Consider the following 16,977-nt stretch of genomic DNA (forward strand, 5'->3'; position numbering starts at 1 on the left):
TAATATTATTATAAAATTTACAAATAGAAAAAACCAAAGGGGCCCTTTGGTTTTTACATTTTTTTATGTTGTTTAGAAATTTTCTTCCATTTATCACGCTCTGCTCTGGCAAGGATTGCATCTTGTTTCCTCATAAAATACGCCAGTTCTCTTTGTAATTTTTTATAGCTTTTCAAACGATCTATCGTAATAAGTCCGTTTTCAATTGCACTATACACCGCGCATCCTGGTTCATTCTCATGCTTACAATCCCGGAAACGACATGTTGTCGCAAGTTCTTCAATATCAGAGAATGCTGTTTGAATCGCTTCGCTGCCTTCCCAAAGTTGCAATTCCCTCATGCCAGGCGTATCAATCACGAGAGCTCCACTAGGCAATTGGAATAATTCTCGATGCGTTGTCGTATGCCTCCCCCTACTATCCTCTTCACGTATATCTCCCGTTTTTGCTACATCAATTCCTATTAAAGCATTTAACAAAGTTGACTTTCCTACCCCTGATGATCCAACTAAAGCAATTGTTTTCCCTGAAGAAACGAATTGTTTCAACGAATCAATACCTGTATGCTCTAAACTATCAACAACGAAAATAGGAACACCAATTGCTATAGCTTCCGTTTCTACAATTTTCTCTTCCACATCATTACATATACTACTCTTTGTTAAAACAATAACTGGCATAGCACCGCTTTCATACGCTAATAATAAATAACGTTCCATCCTTCTAACATTAAAATCATGATTAAGTGCATTCACTAAAAATAAATAATCTACATTTGCTGCTATAATCTGTTCTTCTGTTCTTGTTCCAGCCTCTTGTCTTGAGAAAGAGCTTCTTCGCTGGAAAATACGATGAATAATCGCTTTCTTTTCATCTTCTATTTTCTTTATATACACCCAATCACCAACTGCTGGATAATCGCTTTTCGTAATCACTTCATGCCGAAACTTCCCAGACAGTTCTGCCATATATTCACCATCATTACAAATAATGCGATATATATGCTTATGCTCAAGTAAAATACGACCTACTTCATAATTTTTCTCTGTAACTTGTTCTTCAAAAAATGAATCCCAGCCGAAAGATTCTAAAATATTTTGATTCAAATAAATATCCTCCCTAGTTTGTACTAAGTGGAAGGATTGCGAATTACCTTATATAATATCGCCCTTTCCATCCACCTTTGTATTTGGTTGATTATTCATATAAGTTATTTTCGCCATAATACATCACCCCGTTCTTATTTTAATTATTCTCATTATATGTAATTCTCCTATAAAAAGCTACATCACTTTACGTAATTTTCAAATAACTTGTTTTTGAGCATTCTAATTTGTCCTCGATGACTAATTTCATCTTCTAGCACATGAAACCATAGATAGTGCTGGTTATATGCTACACCGTTAGGCCACTTTCTTTCTGACATGAGCCACTCATCACCTTGTTCACTTAAATACTTCAGAGATTCTTCTCGAACACTTTGTAGAAGTTGTACATAATACTGTATTTCATGACCACGGATTGCTCTACCCGCTTCCCCTAAATACAGTGCATCTTCCCATATTTCTAATTCTTCTTTTGTAAAGTCACGATCTTGAAATGAAATAAGCTGATGAACTTTTTCAATAGCTGCTATATGCTTTAATAAGGCGCCAATTGAATTTCCCCTGCTTTGCATAATTAAATCTAATTTCTCAACTGATAAATTTTTTACTTCGCCTAATGTTACAGCTCTCGTATGCTCAAGCAGGCTTACTAATTCCCCTATTTTTTTTGTATAACCATCTACGCTTCTTATTCGATAATCTATATTCATATCACGCACCCCTTTCTGCATTCATATTATTGTAAAAATGATTCATATAATAGACTGAAATATATCTAAATTTTCTGTTACAATTAATTTGAATACAAAATATACCCAAACAAACTTTCTCAATATGCTTATATGAAATATTAAAAGGAATCAATATAAAATAATCGAATCTTATTCACTAAAAGGAGTGGATTCGATGGAAATGTATCAATGGCTAACCGCTGTTCTCGTTGGTGGCATTACCGGCTTCGTTTCCCATCTAATCAATAACCAAGGTAAGTTATTGCTTCCACGCCGTTTGAAAACATTTTTTCATTTTGGATTTTTAACTGATATTTTTACTGGTAGCCTAGCCGCACTTCTTGGGCTCGTTTTATTCGATGTCACCGCAATAAAAGAAATTATAAAAGTATCCATTGTAACTGCTATTTCCGGCCAAACTTTCTTACTACATCAAGCTCTTGGTGGCGAACAGGCTAAAAATACGCAAATTGGGAAAGCTGATGAGAAGATTCAAGAAATTGACAAATTATTGCGACGTTAGTGTATACTTTCTTTTAAAATTATTGTTATAATGAGAAATAAATATTTTCTATTGCGTCGTTTGTCAGGAGAAAGGGTGTTTCGTATGACAAAAAAGAAAATAGAAGATTTCTTAACAAACTCCGAAAAAGAGGAACTGCTAGAAAACTATAAATGTTTACGAGAAGCCCGCACAAAAAGCGAAGCTAACTATTTTGGCGAAGCAGTAAACCATCTATTAAATAAAGCAAAACAACGAATTATTAAAGATGCAGGTATACATGATGAAAATGCTGCAACTGTTCAATCAAAGAGAAAAGCACTGTTTTAGCTACATTAGCTAAAACAGTGCTTTTTATTTAGAATTTTTTTCTTTCCATGCTATATTCTCTCTGCCTTTATCTTTCCATTTTTACAGTTTCAAAAGTCATCTAAACCTAAAGATCAACCTAATAATATTAGCCCACGCAAACCATTTTAATAATAGATAAAATAATTGAACTAGTAATGCTACAAACTAAACAAGTTTATTAAATCGCTTCTTTTAAATCTGAATGCGGATTTGGTCCGTATTGATTGTCATTTTCTTCACTTTCAATGATAAAAAATACAAGTAAAACAACGCTACCAAACGGTACAAAATTTAATAGTTGCCACCATCCCGTTTTCCCAATATCATGTAATCGTCGTGCACCAACCGAAAAGCTTGGTATAATCATTACTAACATAAATAGCAATGCAATAATAGCAACTAACACCTCTGAAAATGATGATAAAAATAACAGTAGCCAAAAAATTACGATATTGGATAAACTAAAAATCCAGTACTCTTTTCGCGTAGCTCTACCACTAAAATTCCCATAATTCTTTAGAGCTTTCAAATACCATTGCATTTAAACCTCTCCCTTTTATCCCTAATAAAATTAAAATATGTAATTATTAACAGATAAGTAGAAATATAACACAACATTTATGTAAAATCCATATCCCCATCTAAATTGCCCTCTATTTAAATAGTTTTTTCCTTCGGCATTTTTCACATTACTTTCACATCTATTTCACAAATATAAGTAGTCCGATATGTTAAACTAAGTATATCCTTTTCCAAGGAACTATATGCCGATATAAAAATCCCTATCTTTATAGGGATTTTTATTTTTTGATTCCTCATAACTTTGTTACAATACATTTCTTCTACTATTTCTATACTTTTAGTAACCACTTTAATTAAAAGCACATTCATGTATTCACACTCTTATTAATTCTGATTTGCGAAATATTTATACAAGCTTTATGATACAATTCCTGTTTCACTATTTTCAGTAAGTTTTTCACTTTTTCTAAACAAAAATAAAGCTCCTATATATAGTAACGCAGTAAAACTACCTATAAGTATAAAATTGTGAGATACTGCAAATAACATTCCTGCTATTGCCGCTCCAATCATTTGACCAATATACATAGAAGCATTTGCAAGCGCGGCTCCTGTTCCTCTTGCTATACTAGACATGTTTTGTAAATGTCCCATCATTAATACAAACAAAATTCCTGTCACAAAAAACAAAGCAAAGAACGATAACTCCACCAATACAATGTTCTTTACATGAGGAAGTAATACATATAGCACTGCTGTAAATATAATTCCACCATAGAAAGAAAGGTTATAACCAATTTTATTTACGATTCTAGGACCAAAAATATTACCAGTTAAATTTCCTAATCCTAATACGAGCATAGCTGTACCTACTTCATGAACTTGTAAGCCAAATTGAATGGAAAGCCATACACCAAAAAATGAAAATGCAGCAAAATTTCCGGTTTGAAAAACAAAGTATGCAAAATAAGAAAGTGAAACCTTTGAATCTGTAAGTAATTGTTTATAGCGCTTTAAGATAGCTTTTTTATTTCCACCTATATGAACCGACTGGATTTCTGGTAATACAACATAAATAAGAATGACAAGTAGTGCTGATAATATACCAATGGAATAGAATGGCATTGTATAATGTATCGTTGCTAAATAAGCTCCCAGTGGAAGCCCTAAAATTTGAGAGATTGATAACCCTGCTGTTGCAATCCCAATTGCTTTCACAATTTGCTTTTTCTCTATAAGGAGCGGAATGGATGCCCACACTTGTGGAGATACAAAAGCTGCACTTACACCTGCTAAAAATCTAAATGTTAGCATCCATAAAAAACTCGGTGCAAATCCACACAAAAACGTACTTATTGCAAAAAAACTCATACCTAGTACCATCACTTTTTTTCTGTTTAATCCATCTGATATAGGACCAGCGATAAGTGCAAATCCAGCATACCCTAAAGCATAGGAACTCACCATCCATCCTGACAACTCAGTTGAAACATGATACACCTGTTGTAATGTCGGCAACAGTGGTGAAATTAAGAAAGTATCTGTACCGATCATAAACATTATTGTGAAAAATACAGCTAGTGCTCTGTTCATTTAGACCTTCTCCTTATATAAACAGAGGGTACTCTCCCTCTGTTTCACTAATCTTCTAAAATAGATTGGATTTCTTTCATGACTCTTTCATTCAATACAACGTCTACCGCTTTCACACTTTCTCTTACCTGCTCTGCCCGCTTTCCACCAGGTATAACAGTATCAATTCCTTCTTTATTTAATAACCATGCTAACGCTAAATGAGACACTTCAATATCATTTTCTTTAGCTAGCCCTTTTAACTTTTCCACTTTCTTAAAATTACTCTTATATGTATTTTCTTCAAATAGATTTACATTTTGGCGCCAATCGACTTCGTTCAATTTAAAATCTTCTGTATATTTTCCGCCTAATATTCCAAAAGCAAGAGGCCCATATGGAATAAATGAAATACCCGCTTCTATACAATACGGCAACAGTTCTTCCTCAGCTGTACGTTCTAACATATTGTATGGAGATTGTACAACATCTATATGACCATGTTGATTCGCCTCTTTTAATTGTTCTATGTTTACGTTCGATATTCCAATTGAACGAATTTTCCCTTCTTCTTTTAAATGAGTAAGCTCTCCGATTGAATCTATGTAACTTGTTTCAGGATTTGTAAAGTGTAAATAATATAAATCAATATAATCAGTCTGTAATCTTCTTAAGCTATTTTCCACAGCATTCCTTAAATAACTTGGTTCATTGTTAATATAAGTTTCTCCATTTAACAACGGTTGAATTCCACCTTTTGTAGCAAGTATAAACTCATGACGTTTTCCCTTTAATACTTCTCCTACTAATTCCTCTGATCTACCGAAACCATATGAATCTGCTGTATCAAAAAATGTAATCCCTTGCTGAATAGCTTCTTCTACTAATCGCTTTCCTTCTTCTTCATTCACATCAGCATATAAATTATGTCCCCCTACTGCATTTGTACCTAAACCCAACTTTGAAATATTTAATCCTGCCTTTTGCAATTTTGTATACTTCATTTTTTCTCCCCCTATATTTCTATTGTTCGAATATATTCGAACAATAGAAATATAGCACTTTATATGTTATAGTGCAAATATCTTAACTTATACAAGTAGGTGAAATATGCGTACACTCTATCATCCAAATCGAGAAGAAATTCAATTTTCTTCTGTCTTATATGCACTTAGCGATCAAATTCGTTTACAAATTGCAAATATTTTACTAGAGAAAAATGAACAATCTTGTGGTGCTTTAAACATCCCTGTTGCAAAATCAACTTTATCTCACCATTTCAAAGTTTTACGTGAGTCAGGTGTTATGTACACGCGCCTTGAAGGAACACAACGTTTCATTTCAATTCGTGAAGAAGATTTAAATGCTAGATTCCCAGGTTTATTACAAGTTGTATTACATGCGACAGAGCCATATTAAAAAAACATCTCATATTCATATGAGATGTTTTTTTAATATGGCTATTCTTTTAATAAATCTATTAATCCATTCCCTTCAGATGTACGTTCGTACCCTAAAGGTACAGTTCTTTTAATGAGTTGTGCATATATTTCCGGCTCCGATAACTTTCGACCGTATTCTTTCTCACACTGTTTAATGAGCAAGGCGAGCGCTCCAGCAACATGCGGCGTCGCCATGGAAGTTCCACTTAACACAGCATATTTTCCTTCTGGATACGTAGATAATATTTCATCACCTGGCGCTACTAGATCAATTTCTTGATTTGAATTACTAAAACATGCAATCTTCCGCTCTAAATTAACAGCACCAACTTCAATTACCTCGGAGTACGCACCCGGAAAGTCTAGTTCCTCTGTTTCATCATCGCAATCTCCATTATTTCCAGCAGCACATACAACGAGAACATCTTGCTTTACCGCATTTTGAATTGCTTCATGTAATTCTGGAACATCTTGCGGACCACCAAGTGACATTGAAATAATTCTCACTTTCTCTTGATTCGGCCCTCTCCAATTTACAGCATAATGAATTGCCTCAATAATTTGCTCATAACTTCCAGAACCATCTCCCGCTAAAACTTTTAATACTAACATTTTAGCAAGTGGTGCAACTCCTAATACACCGACACCATTTTCAGTCGCGGCAATCGTTCCCGCAACATGAGTACCATGTCCGTTATTATCAAGATACACATTTGGATCAGCTTCATAATCTTTTGTGAAATTTCTTCCGCCGATAATACGATCCTTTAAATCTATATGATTAGTATCACACCCTGTATCTAATACGGCAACGACTACATCTTGCCCCTTCACACTCTTTTCCCATACTTGCGGAGCGTGAATCAGTTGTACACCTGGTGGAATTTCATTTACTTGTTCTACCACCTTATTTACGGTAAACGGAATCAATTGTATACCTTTTTGTTTATTCACTGTACTACTCATCGTAATCCCTCCTGAAAATGTATTATTTTCATTTCAGACCACTTTTGAATACGTGTAAATGTAACATTCGTTTTATTCTTTTTGTTTTCCTTCTTTTCAAATATTTCTCAACATCATTTACTACCTCTATAATACTTTTTTATTTTCCCTATGATTTGTAGGAAGTAACAACCCGGGTCGTTCAACTAATAACCAAAATAAGAGGACCAATTAATGGTCCTCTTACAGTCTTTTAAAAGAATGATATGTATTTGAAAAATAATATAAATTAAGACTAAACCTCACTCTTGTTTAAAAACTTTTCTATTTCTTTTACTAAATATTCCGCTCCCTCTATCCCAACTGTAATATTTCCATTTGCTAATGTAATATTCTGCCCTGAAACATCACCTGTGATTTGGCAAGCATTGTAAGGTTGATATTTTTGTAAAATGATTTTATCTGCTTCTACAAAAATTTCAAGCGGTGATTTAATTTGTATTCCCAATACATCGCGTAATTCTTTAGGGATAACAATTCGTCCTAATTCGTCTACTTTTCGAATAACTCCTGTTGCTTTCATATTTCTCCCCCCCTTACTCTCTATTAATTTTTTCGCCTCGCTTTTTCCATTTTATCACTTTTTGACAATACTTGCCTCTTTTTAGAAAATTTTGTACTCGAGTTAAAAAAACACATTTAATGCATACGTAATCTCTCTTTCAATTGTTTTACATAACGGGATCTTATAAGTAAGAAGTATACAACTTGAATACCTATGAAAACACTTAATACAACTGTATTTTCTTTAAACAATGAGTACTCAAACATTTGCCCTAACGCCGTTAAGGCTACTGCTCCATGTAATGTTGCAACACCAATTGGAACGAAGAATAAAAGCGCCAATCGAATTGTAACTACCTTCGATAATTCCCTACTTGTCAATCCAACTTTACGAATCATTTCGAACAAACGAACATCATCCTCCAAATCGGAGAATAAACGGAAGTAAAGGAAACTTCCTGCGCAAACGAAAAATACTATACCAATAAAGAAACCTACAAATAAAATCGGTCCTGCAATTTGTAAACTTTGGTTTTGCTCGTACTCTTCCGCACTAAACGTTGAATATTCTTGATACGGTTTAATTTGATGCGTAAGCTCTTTACCAATTTCAATCTCATCTTTCGTTCTTTCAGTTTTATACATATAATCTTTTGTCTCTATAAACCCATCTTGTAATGAATCATATTGATTATTAGAGATTACATAAACATTTCCTCTTAATATTTTCCCCAATGAAGATGAAGTAACTTTTTTCACTTTTAAATTTTCATTCATATTAGGTAAAGTAATTTCTTTTCTTTCTTTCATCGTTGGCCCTGGTATATTAGCTGACAAAAATACAACTTCTTTATTTGCTACAGTATTAAATGGTTCTTCTGTTAACTTTGCATATTTCTTATAGTCTGATTCTTTTATAAAAATGGCGCTTCTTAACGACTGTTCCTCCGTTTTCTTTGTCGAAATATTAGTTTTTGAAGCTGCTATACTATGTTTCTTTAATCCTTTGTCAATCATTTGTATATGCTGTGATTCGTTACTATTCCCTTGCTTAGAATGGTAATGAAACGAAATCGGTCTCTCCATTATCCCTTTCGTCATGGATGCGAAGCCAACTAATGTCCCTATTGCGGAAAATGCTACAGTAGAAATAATGGTTACAATAAAGAACATTCTTGCGTTATCTCTCATGCGATACGCTAAATCTGATAACGTAATAATATTAGTCTGTGTCCAATAGAAACGTTTACTTTTTTTACATAATCGAATAATAAAGACACTCAGCTGCTTGTACAACAAATACGTCCCAATAATAACTACCGTTGTAACAGGAATCATCATAATAAATACCATTGCGCCATGCGATAGAAGAGCTCCTACATAGCCAGCACTAAGCAATACTACTGCTAATATTGAAGAAATGATTGATGCTTTCGGTTCCGGTTTTGCCTCTGCTGATCCCCTAAACAACTTCATAATCTTATTTTTACGAATCATTCCTGCACTAAACAATGATATGATCATAAATAAAATAAAAAACATAATACTCGTTACAACAATTGCTTTCATCGGTATGTAATAGGATAAGGAGATATCTAGTTTCAATATCATCGGAGCGACAAATAGTAATACCCCTGAAAATAACATACCTGAAAGAATACCAAAAATAATTGCCCCTATTCCAATCATAATATTTTCAAAAAAGATCAGACGCTTTAATTGATATTTCGTCATACCTAGCATCATTAAAATTCCTAGTTCATGCTTTCTCGTTTTTAAAAACATTCCCATCGAATATAAAATAAAGAAGAATGTAAATAAGTAAATAATAGACTGTGCAAAAGACATACTTACGAATACGTACTGACCTAATTCTCCTGCACTTAATGCCGGATGAAACGCAAAAAAATGAATACACAAAAAAGGCCATAATTGCAAATGCACTACTCAAAAAATAGGCTGAGTATGTCCGTCTATTTCGGGTTACATTCCGATATGCTAGTTCTCTAATGTTCATATTACTTCTCCGCCCTTCTACTATCTATGTTTTTATATTAGTAAAGTGCGGAAATACCTTCCATCGATTCAAATGACAAAAACCTTACATTTTTGAAAGGTTTAAAAAAATTGCTTATACGTAGTACTTTATTTATAATGACTACATTCATATTCATACACACATCCTATTGTATATTCGTTAATTTTGCGAAATAATAAAGGATAGAAGTATGTACCATTATACATATAAACTTAATTACCGCTTTAATATGAATAGGAGGAAACATAATGACATTACAAGAACAGATTATGAAAGCATTACATGTTCAGCCTGTAATTGATCCAAAAATTGAAATTCGTAAACGAGTTGATTTCTTAAAGGATTATGTAAAAAAAACAGGTGCAAAAGGATTTGTACTTGGTATTAGCGGCGGACAAGACTCTACATTAGCAGGACGCTTAGCACAACTTGCAGTTGAAGAAATTCGTAACGAAGGTGGTAATGCAACGTTTATCGCCGTGCGTCTTCCTTATAAAGTACAAAAAGATGAAGATGATGCACAATTAGCATTACAATTCATTCAAGCAGATCAATCTGTTGCATTTGATATTGCTTCAACTGTTGATGCTTTTTCAAATCAATATGAAAACTTATTGGGTGAATCATTAACAGATTTCAATAAGGGTAACGTGAAAGCACGTATCCGTATGGTTACTCAATATGCAATTGGTGGACAAAAAGGGCTACTTGTTATCGGAACAGATCACGCTGCAGAAGCTGTAACAGGGTTCTTTACAAAATTCGGAGATGGTGGTGCAGATTTATTACCATTAACGGGATTAACGAAGCGCCAAGGACGTGCATTATTACAAGAGTTAGGTGCAGACGAGCGACTGTACTTAAAAATGCCAACAGCTGATTTATTAGATGAAAAACCAGGTCAAGCTGATGAAACAGAGTTAGGTATTACTTATAATCAATTAGATGATTATTTAGAAGGTAAAGCAGTTCCAGCTGACGTTGCAGAGAAAATTGAAAAACGTTACACAGTGAGTGAGCATAAAAGACAAGTACCAGCGTCAATGTTTGATGATTGGTGGAAATAAATTAAACATCAAAAAGAAGCTAATCTTCATTTAGCTTCTTTTTTATATGTTAACGATATACCCCTACTCTTTTCTCCAATAAATCTTGCAGGCAATCTTCATGTTGTTTACAAAATAACGGTGGCATGTCGTCTAACGGGAAAAACTTCAAATCCAACGTTTCATCACCATCTACTTTTTTGTCACCTCCAACTATTGAGAATGAAAAGAACATCACAATTGACTGGGCCTTGTCTCCATTTGGATATGATTGAAAATATTTTGTATACACTCCAATAAGCTCATTTATTTCTACATCATACCCGGTTTCTTCTTTTATTTCTCGGATTGCAGTTTCCGCAGCTGATTCCCCTATCTCCATTGCGCCACCTGGAAATCCCCAAGCGTTAAAGTCTCCTCTTTTTTGCAGTAATACTTCTCCTTCTTTATTAAATACACAACCACCGGCAAAGTTTAAGAAAACATAATCATGTCCTACTTTTTCACGTAATTCTTTTATATAATTGGCCATTCTCTTTCCCCTTTTCATACTTCTTCTATCGCTATTTCTTATCTTTTTCAAGCAATTCAATAATTCGATCTAGCTTCTGGTTCATATTAATCACGTGGTGTTTCTTTGCAGCACTGCTTTGTAATACTCTTCTAATAAACAAAGTAAATGATATGAAAAACAAAACGATAAGTCCGATTACTAAACAAGTATATATCAATGTAAATATATTACTTTCAAACAAGTTCATTCCGCATTCACATCCTCTCCTTTTTATTTTATCACATAATTCTCAATATTTTAAAGTGATCAACAAATATAAAAAGAGCATCTTTTACAGATGCTCTTTATCATTGCTTAATACGTAAATGTAATTGTCGCTAATGAATAACCCGCTAATGCACTATAAGGTGCTACTTGATAAGACACACGCTTTGCACCTTTTGGCCAATTTATTTCATTTAATACTTTCTTTATATCTTGCATCGTTCCATCCATGGACTGCTTATATCGTACTTCTACTTTTTCTGGTTTGGCTGCAAACTGTTGCTGTAACTTTTTCTTAAATTCATTATAATTTTCTGCTCCGTATTCTGCAGATAAGTATCTGTAAATTTGTTTCTTTTAACATTTGCTCATATACGACAGTTTTTGAGCTACCCGCTTTTATTTTATTTGTTAATTCACCAAAATAACTTGTAGTTGCTGCTGGATATTTACTACGATCCCAGTCGTGATCTTTACTTAACTGTTCGTCAGACATGTTAAAATATGAGTAAGTTACACGCCCTGCTTTATCTGGTACTGGATCATCAAATGTAGTATCTAGGTGATACCATTTGTTTTCAATGTTCACTAAATTCCACGCGTGAGCTTGTCCGTTTCCTGTGCCTGTTACAATATGATTTTGAATACCTGCCTCTTTTAACAACTCATACGTTAATAATGTATATCCTTGGCAAACGGCAGAACGATTCGCTAATGCTTCATATGCTGTATACGCTTGATAAGACGTATCATAAGACACATGCTTAACAACGTAATCGTGAATAGCTTTTACTTTCTCATGCTCATCCATCCCTGGTTTTACAATTGATCCAACAATTGATTTCGCCTGAGCTTTTACATATTGAGTTTGTTCTTTTGATTCACGGTATTTTACTTGCAGTGTAAACGTATAGTCCCCTGGCATTCCTTTAATAGAATATCTAGTAGACGCTACATTATATTTTACATACTCATCAGCATCTACAATTTTATTAAACTCACCATACAATTGATCCATAATATTTCTAGCATTTCTATCTTTTGTTTTATATGTGATTGTAATATTTTCTTCTCGATTATCAATCTGTTTTTTTAATTCTTTTCTGAAATCATCTAATAACTTTACATCTGATTGTGCTGTCACTGTAGTCGGATTTGTAGCTGCATAAGATACAGATGACGCTTGTAAGCCTCCCATTACTATAGTTGAACAAAGTGCGGCAGCTGTCACATACTTACTTGTCTTTCCCATCTTGTCACTCCTTACATTCTATAACTATACGAAAAAGTATCGTATAGTTTCAGAGTATACAATACTTTTTCGTATAGGTCATATGAGATTATGCATATTAATTAATTCACATAAAAAGGTTGTTCTTTTTAAAAGAACAACCTTTTTTCATTAGCAAGTTTGTAATACGCAGCATGTATTTTCAAAACGTTGATTTTTCAAATCTTCATTACTAATACAGAAATATAGCATCCCTAGTTCTCCCCAAACCATATTACAATTTTTATGATCTGAATCAATTTGGAATAAAAGAGTCATTTGCTGTGGGTCTACTCCCATATATTCTCCTGTCTCATATAACACTTCCTCTTGTACAGAGAATGGCTCACCAAACATTTGATGGTTATCGTAGTTATCCGGAATTAGCTCTTCAAGTAGTTGCAAGAAACGATCTGAATCAGCCTCATCTTCAATGAAAAGCTCTGGTAATTTGTATGTCAGTTCAAAAGTAATTGCACACTGGTTATATTTCGCTTGTACTTCATTTTCTCTTCGTAATTGCTCTACAGGAACATCATAATAAAGTACACGCCCAGCCTCTGTTAGATTCACATTTTCTTCAAAATAATTTTCGATGCAAAAGAAATACAGCATCCCCGTCTTAGGAAGATTGTGATCCATACCAACGTTTTGTAAATCACTTAAGTTAAATTGCGCGATAAATTGTAGTGGATTTCCTTTATGCTTTGGATATTCAAATAAAGCTGGTAAATCAGGAACTCCTCCCATTTTCGAACTACCTATCGCAACAGTTTCCTGCTGCTTTGGCACAACTTTTATACAAGGAAATACAGTATTAATAAGTTCCTCTTTCAAGTGTGTTAGTTCATATTTATCAATTAATACTTCAATTTTTTTATTCATAAATTCTCCTTACATTTACATACTTATTTATATCATAGTACAAAGATTATACTTCATTCTTTACAAAATCAACAAGCCTCCAAAAAACGGGCTTATCCTTCGTACGCGAACAAGTTTAAAAAAGCATACTATACATTGTTCCTACAAACACGATAATTCTTTAATTCTTCCAGTACATTTTCCCCTCGTTCATTTTTAAATATAAGGAGGAATTCCACATGGGTTACGGATATAGTTGCTGTGGTTACGGATACGGTGGCGGCGGTTGTGGTTACGGAGGTTTCGCTTTATTAATCGTTTTATTTATCCTTCTAATCATCATCGGAGCTAGCTGTTGGGGCGGCTTTGTAGGCTGCTAGTAAACTTAAAAACCATTGTAAAAAAGCACGTACAATACGTGCTTTTTTGCCATTTCCAAATCTTTTATTTGAAAGGAAGTATGTTTAATGAAGATTGATGGTGTTTTTGAAGGAGGCGGTGTGCGCGGTATTGCGCATGTTGGGGCAATTTGCGCGTTAGCCGAAAAAGGTTATGAATGGGAACGTGTAGCTGGTACATCGGCTGGTTCGATTATTGCAGCACTTGTAGCGGCAGGATATTCTTGTTCAGAGTTAAAAACGATTATAACTGATATTGATTATAATAAATTTATGAAAAAAACTTTTATTGATAGAATTCCTTTTATCGGTAAGGGGCTAAGTGCATGGACTACTCTAGGTATATACTCTAATGCATTTATAGAAGAATGGATTGAAGAATTGCTTCGAAAAAAAGGTATTCATTTATTTACTGATTTACCGGATCTAAACAAACTCAAAATCATCGCCTCTGATATTAGTAATGGTAAAATGGTTGTCTTTCCTGACGACTTACCAAACTACGGATTTTTAAATTATCGCTTCTCTATCGCTAAAGCGGTAAGAATGAGTAGTACAATCCCCTTCTTCTTTGAACCCGTAAAATGGAGAACTCCAAAATGGAAGCAGCCTTGTTATATGGTTGATGGAGGAATTCTAAGTAATTATCCAATTTGGATCTTCGATTCACCTACCGCTCCTCGCTGGCCGACTTTCGGATTTCATTTTGTAAAAGATGAGATTCAAGCTGATCCTGCTCACTATAACGAGCCTATTTCCATGTTCAAAGGACTATTTAAAACAATGATGCAAGCTCATGATTTACGTCATTTAGACAAGGAATCAAAAGCAAGAACAATTACAATTCCAACAGGGGCTATTACTAGTACAAACTTCGACTTAACAAAGGAAGAAAAAGAGTGGCTATACAATTCTGGTTATAATGCCGCAAATAAGTTTTTACAATCGTGGAACTTCAGACAATATATTGATGACTATAGAAACGGAAAGCAGGATAGAAAATCAAATCGTTACTTCCGTCAACTTGACTCATAATACTATTGCTTTTCATACGAGAACACGTAACGCTTTCAAAAAAATAAGCCTAGTAATAATATATTACTAGGCTTATTTACTTTCTGCATCATTATTATACGTTGTTTAAGGATACGTTAACCCTTCTGCTTCCTCTGCAGTAATAACTGTGTATCGATTTCCCGTTCGTAATCCTAACAATTCTGCTTTTTCAATTGCTTCCTCCTTCGTCTCCGCATAAGCAGCTAAATATTTTTCTCCATTGATAATTTGGCAAATTACATATTGTTTCATTACTTTCTCCTCTTACTTTTTCATTAGTTGTGCAAGTTTTTTTATACCTATTTCAATTTCTTCTAACGTTGCGTATGAATACGATAGGCGCAAAAATTGATTTGCACTTCTATCATATAAAGTACCTGGGTTTAATAAAACCTTTTCTTGCAGAGCTTTATCAAATAAACTGCGATATGAAATGGGTACTTTTATATGTACCCATATATAAAACCCACCTGTTGGCTCATGCCAAGTTGCTATTTCACGAAGATATTTATCTAACATTAGTAACATAAAATCTCTTCGTTTTTTCAATTCACTTCTTACAAATCGCAAATGCTGATCATATAGACCATTTGTAAACCACTCTGCTGCAATTTGCTGGGATATAGTGCTTGAGCCATAATCTGTTTGCATTTTTATGTCTGACAATCTTTGAATTACTGGCTCAGGTCCAACAATCCATCCAATTCTTAAACCTGGACTAATCACTTTGGACATGCTTCCAATATGTAGTACGATTCCATTTTTATCATAGGCTTTTAAAGGTTTCGAACAAGGTGCATCAAACCATAAGTCTTGATACACTGCGTCCTCTATAATAGGTAATCCAATTTCATTACATACTTCCATTATTTCTTTTCGCTTCTTAGTATTCATACTAAAATTCGTCGGATTATGAAACGACGGGATTGTATATAAAATAGAGGCATTGAATTGCTTCTTATATTTCTCAATATATGATGTATATAAGCCGCTCTCATCCATTGGGATTCCAATTAAACGTACTCCTGCTGATTGAAAAACATTAAGTGAATATAAATAAGATGGTTTCTCTAATAAGATTGATGCCCCTTTCGAAAGAAGACCCATAGAAATAAGTTGCAGCGCTTGAATCGCTCCTGAAACAATTAATATAGAGGCAGGAGATACATATACACCATGCCCCTGTAAGTATTCGGAAATCTTTTCCCTTAAATACAGATTTCCTTTCGGCTCTTCATACCCAAGCGTCACATTTGACTTTAAAAGCTTATTCATAATTTCTTTCATCTTTTTCTCAGGTAAGAGACTTGGCGCGAGCTCACCTGTTCTTAATCGGATTACATGTGGATAAAATTCAGCTTGATTAATCTCCTGAATAGCTGGGAGATTCGGATAATGAAGTCCTGTTTCTACATAAGACTGCCAATTAGGCGGGGGTGCGTAAGGTGAAGCATTCTCATTATTATTTACAACAATTGTTCCTTTCCTGCCATTCCCTTCAATGTATCCCTTTGCAACTAGTTCATCGAAAGCCATTACAATTGTGCTTCGATTCACACCAAATGTATGTGCCAAATCTCTTTGTGAAGGTAATTTCGTTCCAACGGTCCATTCTCCATTAACGATCCTTTCTTTTATATACGTTTCTATTTGTTTATACAGAGGAGTCGCTAGAGACATATTCGGTTTCCAAACGAATCTTTCCATTATATCACCTTATATTCTTTTTGGTTGGTAACCTCCCCAACCATATGGATGGATACAAATTTTCATTTCTTCTATACAATATACA

At 34.0% G+C, this 16,977-nt stretch carries 19 protein-coding genes and 2 pseudogenes; 6 read left to right on the forward strand and 15 right to left on the reverse strand.

Annotation, left to right across the window (positions count from 1 at the left end):
- Positions 1 to 53 precede the first annotated feature (53 nt).
- Both rsgA and F3I02_RS01905 read right to left on the reverse strand, forming a co-directional pair.
- A complete protein-coding gene (gene rsgA, locus F3I02_RS01900) occupies positions 54 to 1,106 on the reverse strand; it encodes a ribosome small subunit-dependent GTPase A (protein ID WP_001073079.1) in 1,053 nt (350 codons plus the stop codon).
- Between the two features lie 182 nt (positions 1,107 to 1,288).
- On the reverse strand, positions 1,289 to 1,816 hold the full coding sequence (locus F3I02_RS01905) for a DinB family protein (RefSeq protein ID WP_046945365.1): 528 nt from the start codon (positions 1,814 to 1,816) through the stop codon (positions 1,289 to 1,291).
- Between the two features lie 196 nt (positions 1,817 to 2,012).
- Here F3I02_RS01905 and F3I02_RS01910 point away from each other — a divergent pair, with 196 nt between their 5' ends.
- Both F3I02_RS01910 and F3I02_RS01915 read left to right on the forward strand, forming a co-directional pair.
- Positions 2,013 to 2,360 (forward strand): DUF4257 domain-containing protein, encoded by a 348-nt coding sequence (locus F3I02_RS01910; protein WP_000426317.1) that lies wholly within the window; start codon positions 2,013 to 2,015, stop codon positions 2,358 to 2,360.
- Between the two features lie 84 nt (positions 2,361 to 2,444).
- Positions 2,445 to 2,669: a hypothetical protein gene (locus F3I02_RS01915; RefSeq protein ID WP_000162602.1), complete on the forward strand. Its 225-nt coding sequence runs from the start codon at positions 2,445 to 2,447 to the stop codon at positions 2,667 to 2,669.
- 199 nt (positions 2,670 to 2,868) lie between these two features.
- Here F3I02_RS01915 and F3I02_RS01920 read toward each other — a convergent pair whose 3' ends face one another.
- The 4 genes from F3I02_RS01920 to F3I02_RS01930 all read right to left on the reverse strand — a co-directional run bounded on the left by F3I02_RS01920 (position 2,869) and on the right by F3I02_RS01930 (position 5,788).
- Complete coding sequence (locus tag F3I02_RS01920; protein WP_001198796.1) at positions 2,869 to 3,231, reverse strand: DUF805 domain-containing protein; 363 nt, start codon at positions 3,229 to 3,231, stop codon at positions 2,869 to 2,871.
- Positions 3,232 to 3,374: 143 nt separating this feature from the next.
- Complete coding sequence (locus tag F3I02_RS34585) at positions 3,375 to 3,581, reverse strand: hypothetical protein (protein WP_308018220.1); 207 nt, start codon at positions 3,579 to 3,581, stop codon at positions 3,375 to 3,377.
- A gap of 48 nt (positions 3,582 to 3,629) precedes the next feature.
- On the reverse strand, positions 3,630 to 4,805 hold the full coding sequence (locus tag F3I02_RS01925; protein WP_196477505.1) for an MFS transporter: 1,176 nt from the start codon (positions 4,803 to 4,805) through the stop codon (positions 3,630 to 3,632).
- Positions 4,806 to 4,852: 47 nt separating this feature from the next.
- Positions 4,853 to 5,788, reverse strand: a complete 936-nt coding sequence (locus F3I02_RS01930; protein ID WP_000877961.1) for an aldo/keto reductase — start codon at positions 5,786 to 5,788, stop codon at positions 4,853 to 4,855.
- A 106-nt stretch (positions 5,789 to 5,894) separates the two neighbouring features.
- On the opposite strand from F3I02_RS01930, the gene F3I02_RS01935 reads away from it, so the two are divergent.
- Positions 5,895 to 6,203, forward strand: a complete 309-nt coding sequence (locus F3I02_RS01935; protein WP_196477506.1) for an ArsR/SmtB family transcription factor — start codon at positions 5,895 to 5,897, stop codon at positions 6,201 to 6,203.
- Positions 6,204 to 6,244: 41 nt separating this feature from the next.
- On the opposite strand, the gene F3I02_RS01940 is transcribed toward F3I02_RS01935, so the two are convergent.
- The 3 genes and pseudogenes from F3I02_RS01940 to F3I02_RS01950 form a co-directional block, all read right to left on the reverse strand.
- Positions 6,245 to 7,192 carry a serine protease gene (locus F3I02_RS01940; protein WP_000099756.1) on the reverse strand — a complete coding sequence of 316 codons (948 nt, stop codon included), beginning with the start codon at positions 7,190 to 7,192 and terminating at the stop codon, positions 6,245 to 6,247.
- Between the two features lie 274 nt (positions 7,193 to 7,466).
- Positions 7,467 to 7,754 carry an AbrB/MazE/SpoVT family DNA-binding domain-containing protein gene (locus F3I02_RS01945; protein ID WP_000648325.1) on the reverse strand — a complete coding sequence of 96 codons (288 nt, stop codon included), beginning with the start codon at positions 7,752 to 7,754 and terminating at the stop codon, positions 7,467 to 7,469.
- Between the two features lie 116 nt (positions 7,755 to 7,870).
- A pseudogene (locus F3I02_RS01950) lies at positions 7,871 to 9,752 on the reverse strand (FtsX-like permease family protein).
- A 269-nt stretch (positions 9,753 to 10,021) separates the two neighbouring features.
- Between F3I02_RS01950 and nadE the strand changes: the two are divergent.
- Positions 10,022 to 10,840, forward strand: a complete 819-nt coding sequence (gene nadE, locus F3I02_RS01955) for an ammonia-dependent NAD(+) synthetase (protein WP_046945370.1) — start codon at positions 10,022 to 10,024, stop codon at positions 10,838 to 10,840.
- A gap of 49 nt (positions 10,841 to 10,889) precedes the next feature.
- On the opposite strand, the gene F3I02_RS01960 is transcribed toward nadE, so the two are convergent.
- The 4 genes and pseudogenes from F3I02_RS01960 to F3I02_RS01975 form a co-directional block, all read right to left on the reverse strand.
- Positions 10,890 to 11,351, reverse strand: coding sequence for an NUDIX hydrolase (locus tag F3I02_RS01960; RefSeq protein ID WP_000024999.1), 462 nt, complete (start codon positions 11,349 to 11,351; stop codon positions 10,890 to 10,892).
- Positions 11,352 to 11,382: 31 nt separating this feature from the next.
- On the reverse strand, positions 11,383 to 11,580 hold the full coding sequence (locus F3I02_RS01965; protein ID WP_001048102.1) for a DUF4083 domain-containing protein: 198 nt from the start codon (positions 11,578 to 11,580) through the stop codon (positions 11,383 to 11,385).
- Positions 11,581 to 11,687: 107 nt separating this feature from the next.
- Positions 11,688 to 12,849: pseudogene (locus F3I02_RS01970) on the reverse strand (transglutaminase domain-containing protein).
- 150 nt (positions 12,850 to 12,999) lie between these two features.
- Positions 13,000 to 13,752 carry a YwqG family protein gene (locus F3I02_RS01975; protein ID WP_001034839.1) on the reverse strand — a complete coding sequence of 251 codons (753 nt, stop codon included), beginning with the start codon at positions 13,750 to 13,752 and terminating at the stop codon, positions 13,000 to 13,002.
- A gap of 218 nt (positions 13,753 to 13,970) precedes the next feature.
- Here F3I02_RS01975 and F3I02_RS01980 point away from each other — a divergent pair, with 218 nt between their 5' ends.
- Together F3I02_RS01980 and F3I02_RS01985 are read left to right on the forward strand one after the other, a co-directional pair.
- Positions 13,971 to 14,111 (forward strand): YjcZ family sporulation protein, encoded by a 141-nt coding sequence (locus tag F3I02_RS01980; protein WP_000540419.1) that lies wholly within the window; start codon positions 13,971 to 13,973, stop codon positions 14,109 to 14,111.
- An 87-nt stretch (positions 14,112 to 14,198) separates the two neighbouring features.
- A complete protein-coding gene (locus F3I02_RS01985; RefSeq protein WP_000686821.1) occupies positions 14,199 to 15,164 on the forward strand; it encodes a patatin-like phospholipase family protein in 966 nt (321 codons plus the stop codon).
- A 105-nt stretch (positions 15,165 to 15,269) separates the two neighbouring features.
- Here F3I02_RS01985 and F3I02_RS01990 read toward each other — a convergent pair whose 3' ends face one another.
- Both F3I02_RS01990 and F3I02_RS01995 read right to left on the reverse strand, forming a co-directional pair.
- Complete coding sequence (locus F3I02_RS01990) at positions 15,270 to 15,437, reverse strand: DUF3933 family protein (protein WP_000816377.1); 168 nt, start codon at positions 15,435 to 15,437, stop codon at positions 15,270 to 15,272.
- Positions 15,438 to 15,449: 12 nt separating this feature from the next.
- On the reverse strand, positions 15,450 to 16,892 hold the full coding sequence (locus F3I02_RS01995) for an aminotransferase-like domain-containing protein (protein WP_196477507.1): 1,443 nt from the start codon (positions 16,890 to 16,892) through the stop codon (positions 15,450 to 15,452).
- Positions 16,893 to 16,977: the final 85 nt, after the last annotated feature.

It is taken from the genome of Bacillus sp. SRB3LM, assembly GCF_015712745.1.
Lineage (GTDB): Bacteria > Bacillota > Bacilli > Bacillales > Bacillaceae_G > Bacillus_A > Bacillus_A thuringiensis_K.

Coding starts and splice junctions, on each gene's coding strand:
- F3I02_RS01935 (WP_196477506.1), top strand. CDS start 5,895: ATGCGTACACTCTATCATCCAAATCGAGAAGAAATTCAATTTTCTTCT.
- F3I02_RS01905 (WP_046945365.1), bottom strand. CDS start 1,816: ATGAATATAGATTATCGAATAAGAAGCGTAGATGGTTATACAAAAAAA.
- F3I02_RS01915 (WP_000162602.1), top strand. CDS start 2,445: ATGACAAAAAAGAAAATAGAAGATTTCTTAACAAACTCCGAAAAAGAG.
- F3I02_RS01995 (WP_196477507.1), bottom strand. CDS start 16,892: ATGGAAAGATTCGTTTGGAAACCGAATATGTCTCTAGCGACTCCTCTG.
- F3I02_RS01940 (WP_000099756.1), bottom strand. CDS start 7,192: ATGAGTAGTACAGTGAATAAACAAAAAGGTATACAATTGATTCCGTTT.
- F3I02_RS01925 (WP_196477505.1), bottom strand. CDS start 4,805: ATGAACAGAGCACTAGCTGTATTTTTCACAATAATGTTTATGATCGGT.
- F3I02_RS34585 (WP_308018220.1), bottom strand. CDS start 3,581: ATGAATGTGCTTTTAATTAAAGTGGTTACTAAAAGTATAGAAATAGTA.
- F3I02_RS01960 (WP_000024999.1), bottom strand. CDS start 11,351: ATGGCCAATTATATAAAAGAATTACGTGAAAAAGTAGGACATGATTAT.
- F3I02_RS01945 (WP_000648325.1), bottom strand. CDS start 7,754: ATGAAAGCAACAGGAGTTATTCGAAAAGTAGACGAATTAGGACGAATT.
- F3I02_RS01985 (WP_000686821.1), top strand. CDS start 14,199: ATGAAGATTGATGGTGTTTTTGAAGGAGGCGGTGTGCGCGGTATTGCG.
- F3I02_RS01920 (WP_001198796.1), bottom strand. CDS start 3,231: ATGCAATGGTATTTGAAAGCTCTAAAGAATTATGGGAATTTTAGTGGT.
- nadE (WP_046945370.1), top strand. CDS start 10,022: ATGACATTACAAGAACAGATTATGAAAGCATTACATGTTCAGCCTGTA.
- F3I02_RS01965 (WP_001048102.1), bottom strand. CDS start 11,580: ATGAACTTGTTTGAAAGTAATATATTTACATTGATATATACTTGTTTA.
- F3I02_RS01930 (WP_000877961.1), bottom strand. CDS start 5,788: ATGAAGTATACAAAATTGCAAAAGGCAGGATTAAATATTTCAAAGTTG.
- F3I02_RS01980 (WP_000540419.1), top strand. CDS start 13,971: ATGGGTTACGGATATAGTTGCTGTGGTTACGGATACGGTGGCGGCGGT.
- F3I02_RS01990 (WP_000816377.1), bottom strand. CDS start 15,437: ATGAAACAATATGTAATTTGCCAAATTATCAATGGAGAAAAATATTTA.
- F3I02_RS01910 (WP_000426317.1), top strand. CDS start 2,013: ATGGAAATGTATCAATGGCTAACCGCTGTTCTCGTTGGTGGCATTACC.
- F3I02_RS01975 (WP_001034839.1), bottom strand. CDS start 13,752: ATGAATAAAAAAATTGAAGTATTAATTGATAAATATGAACTAACACAC.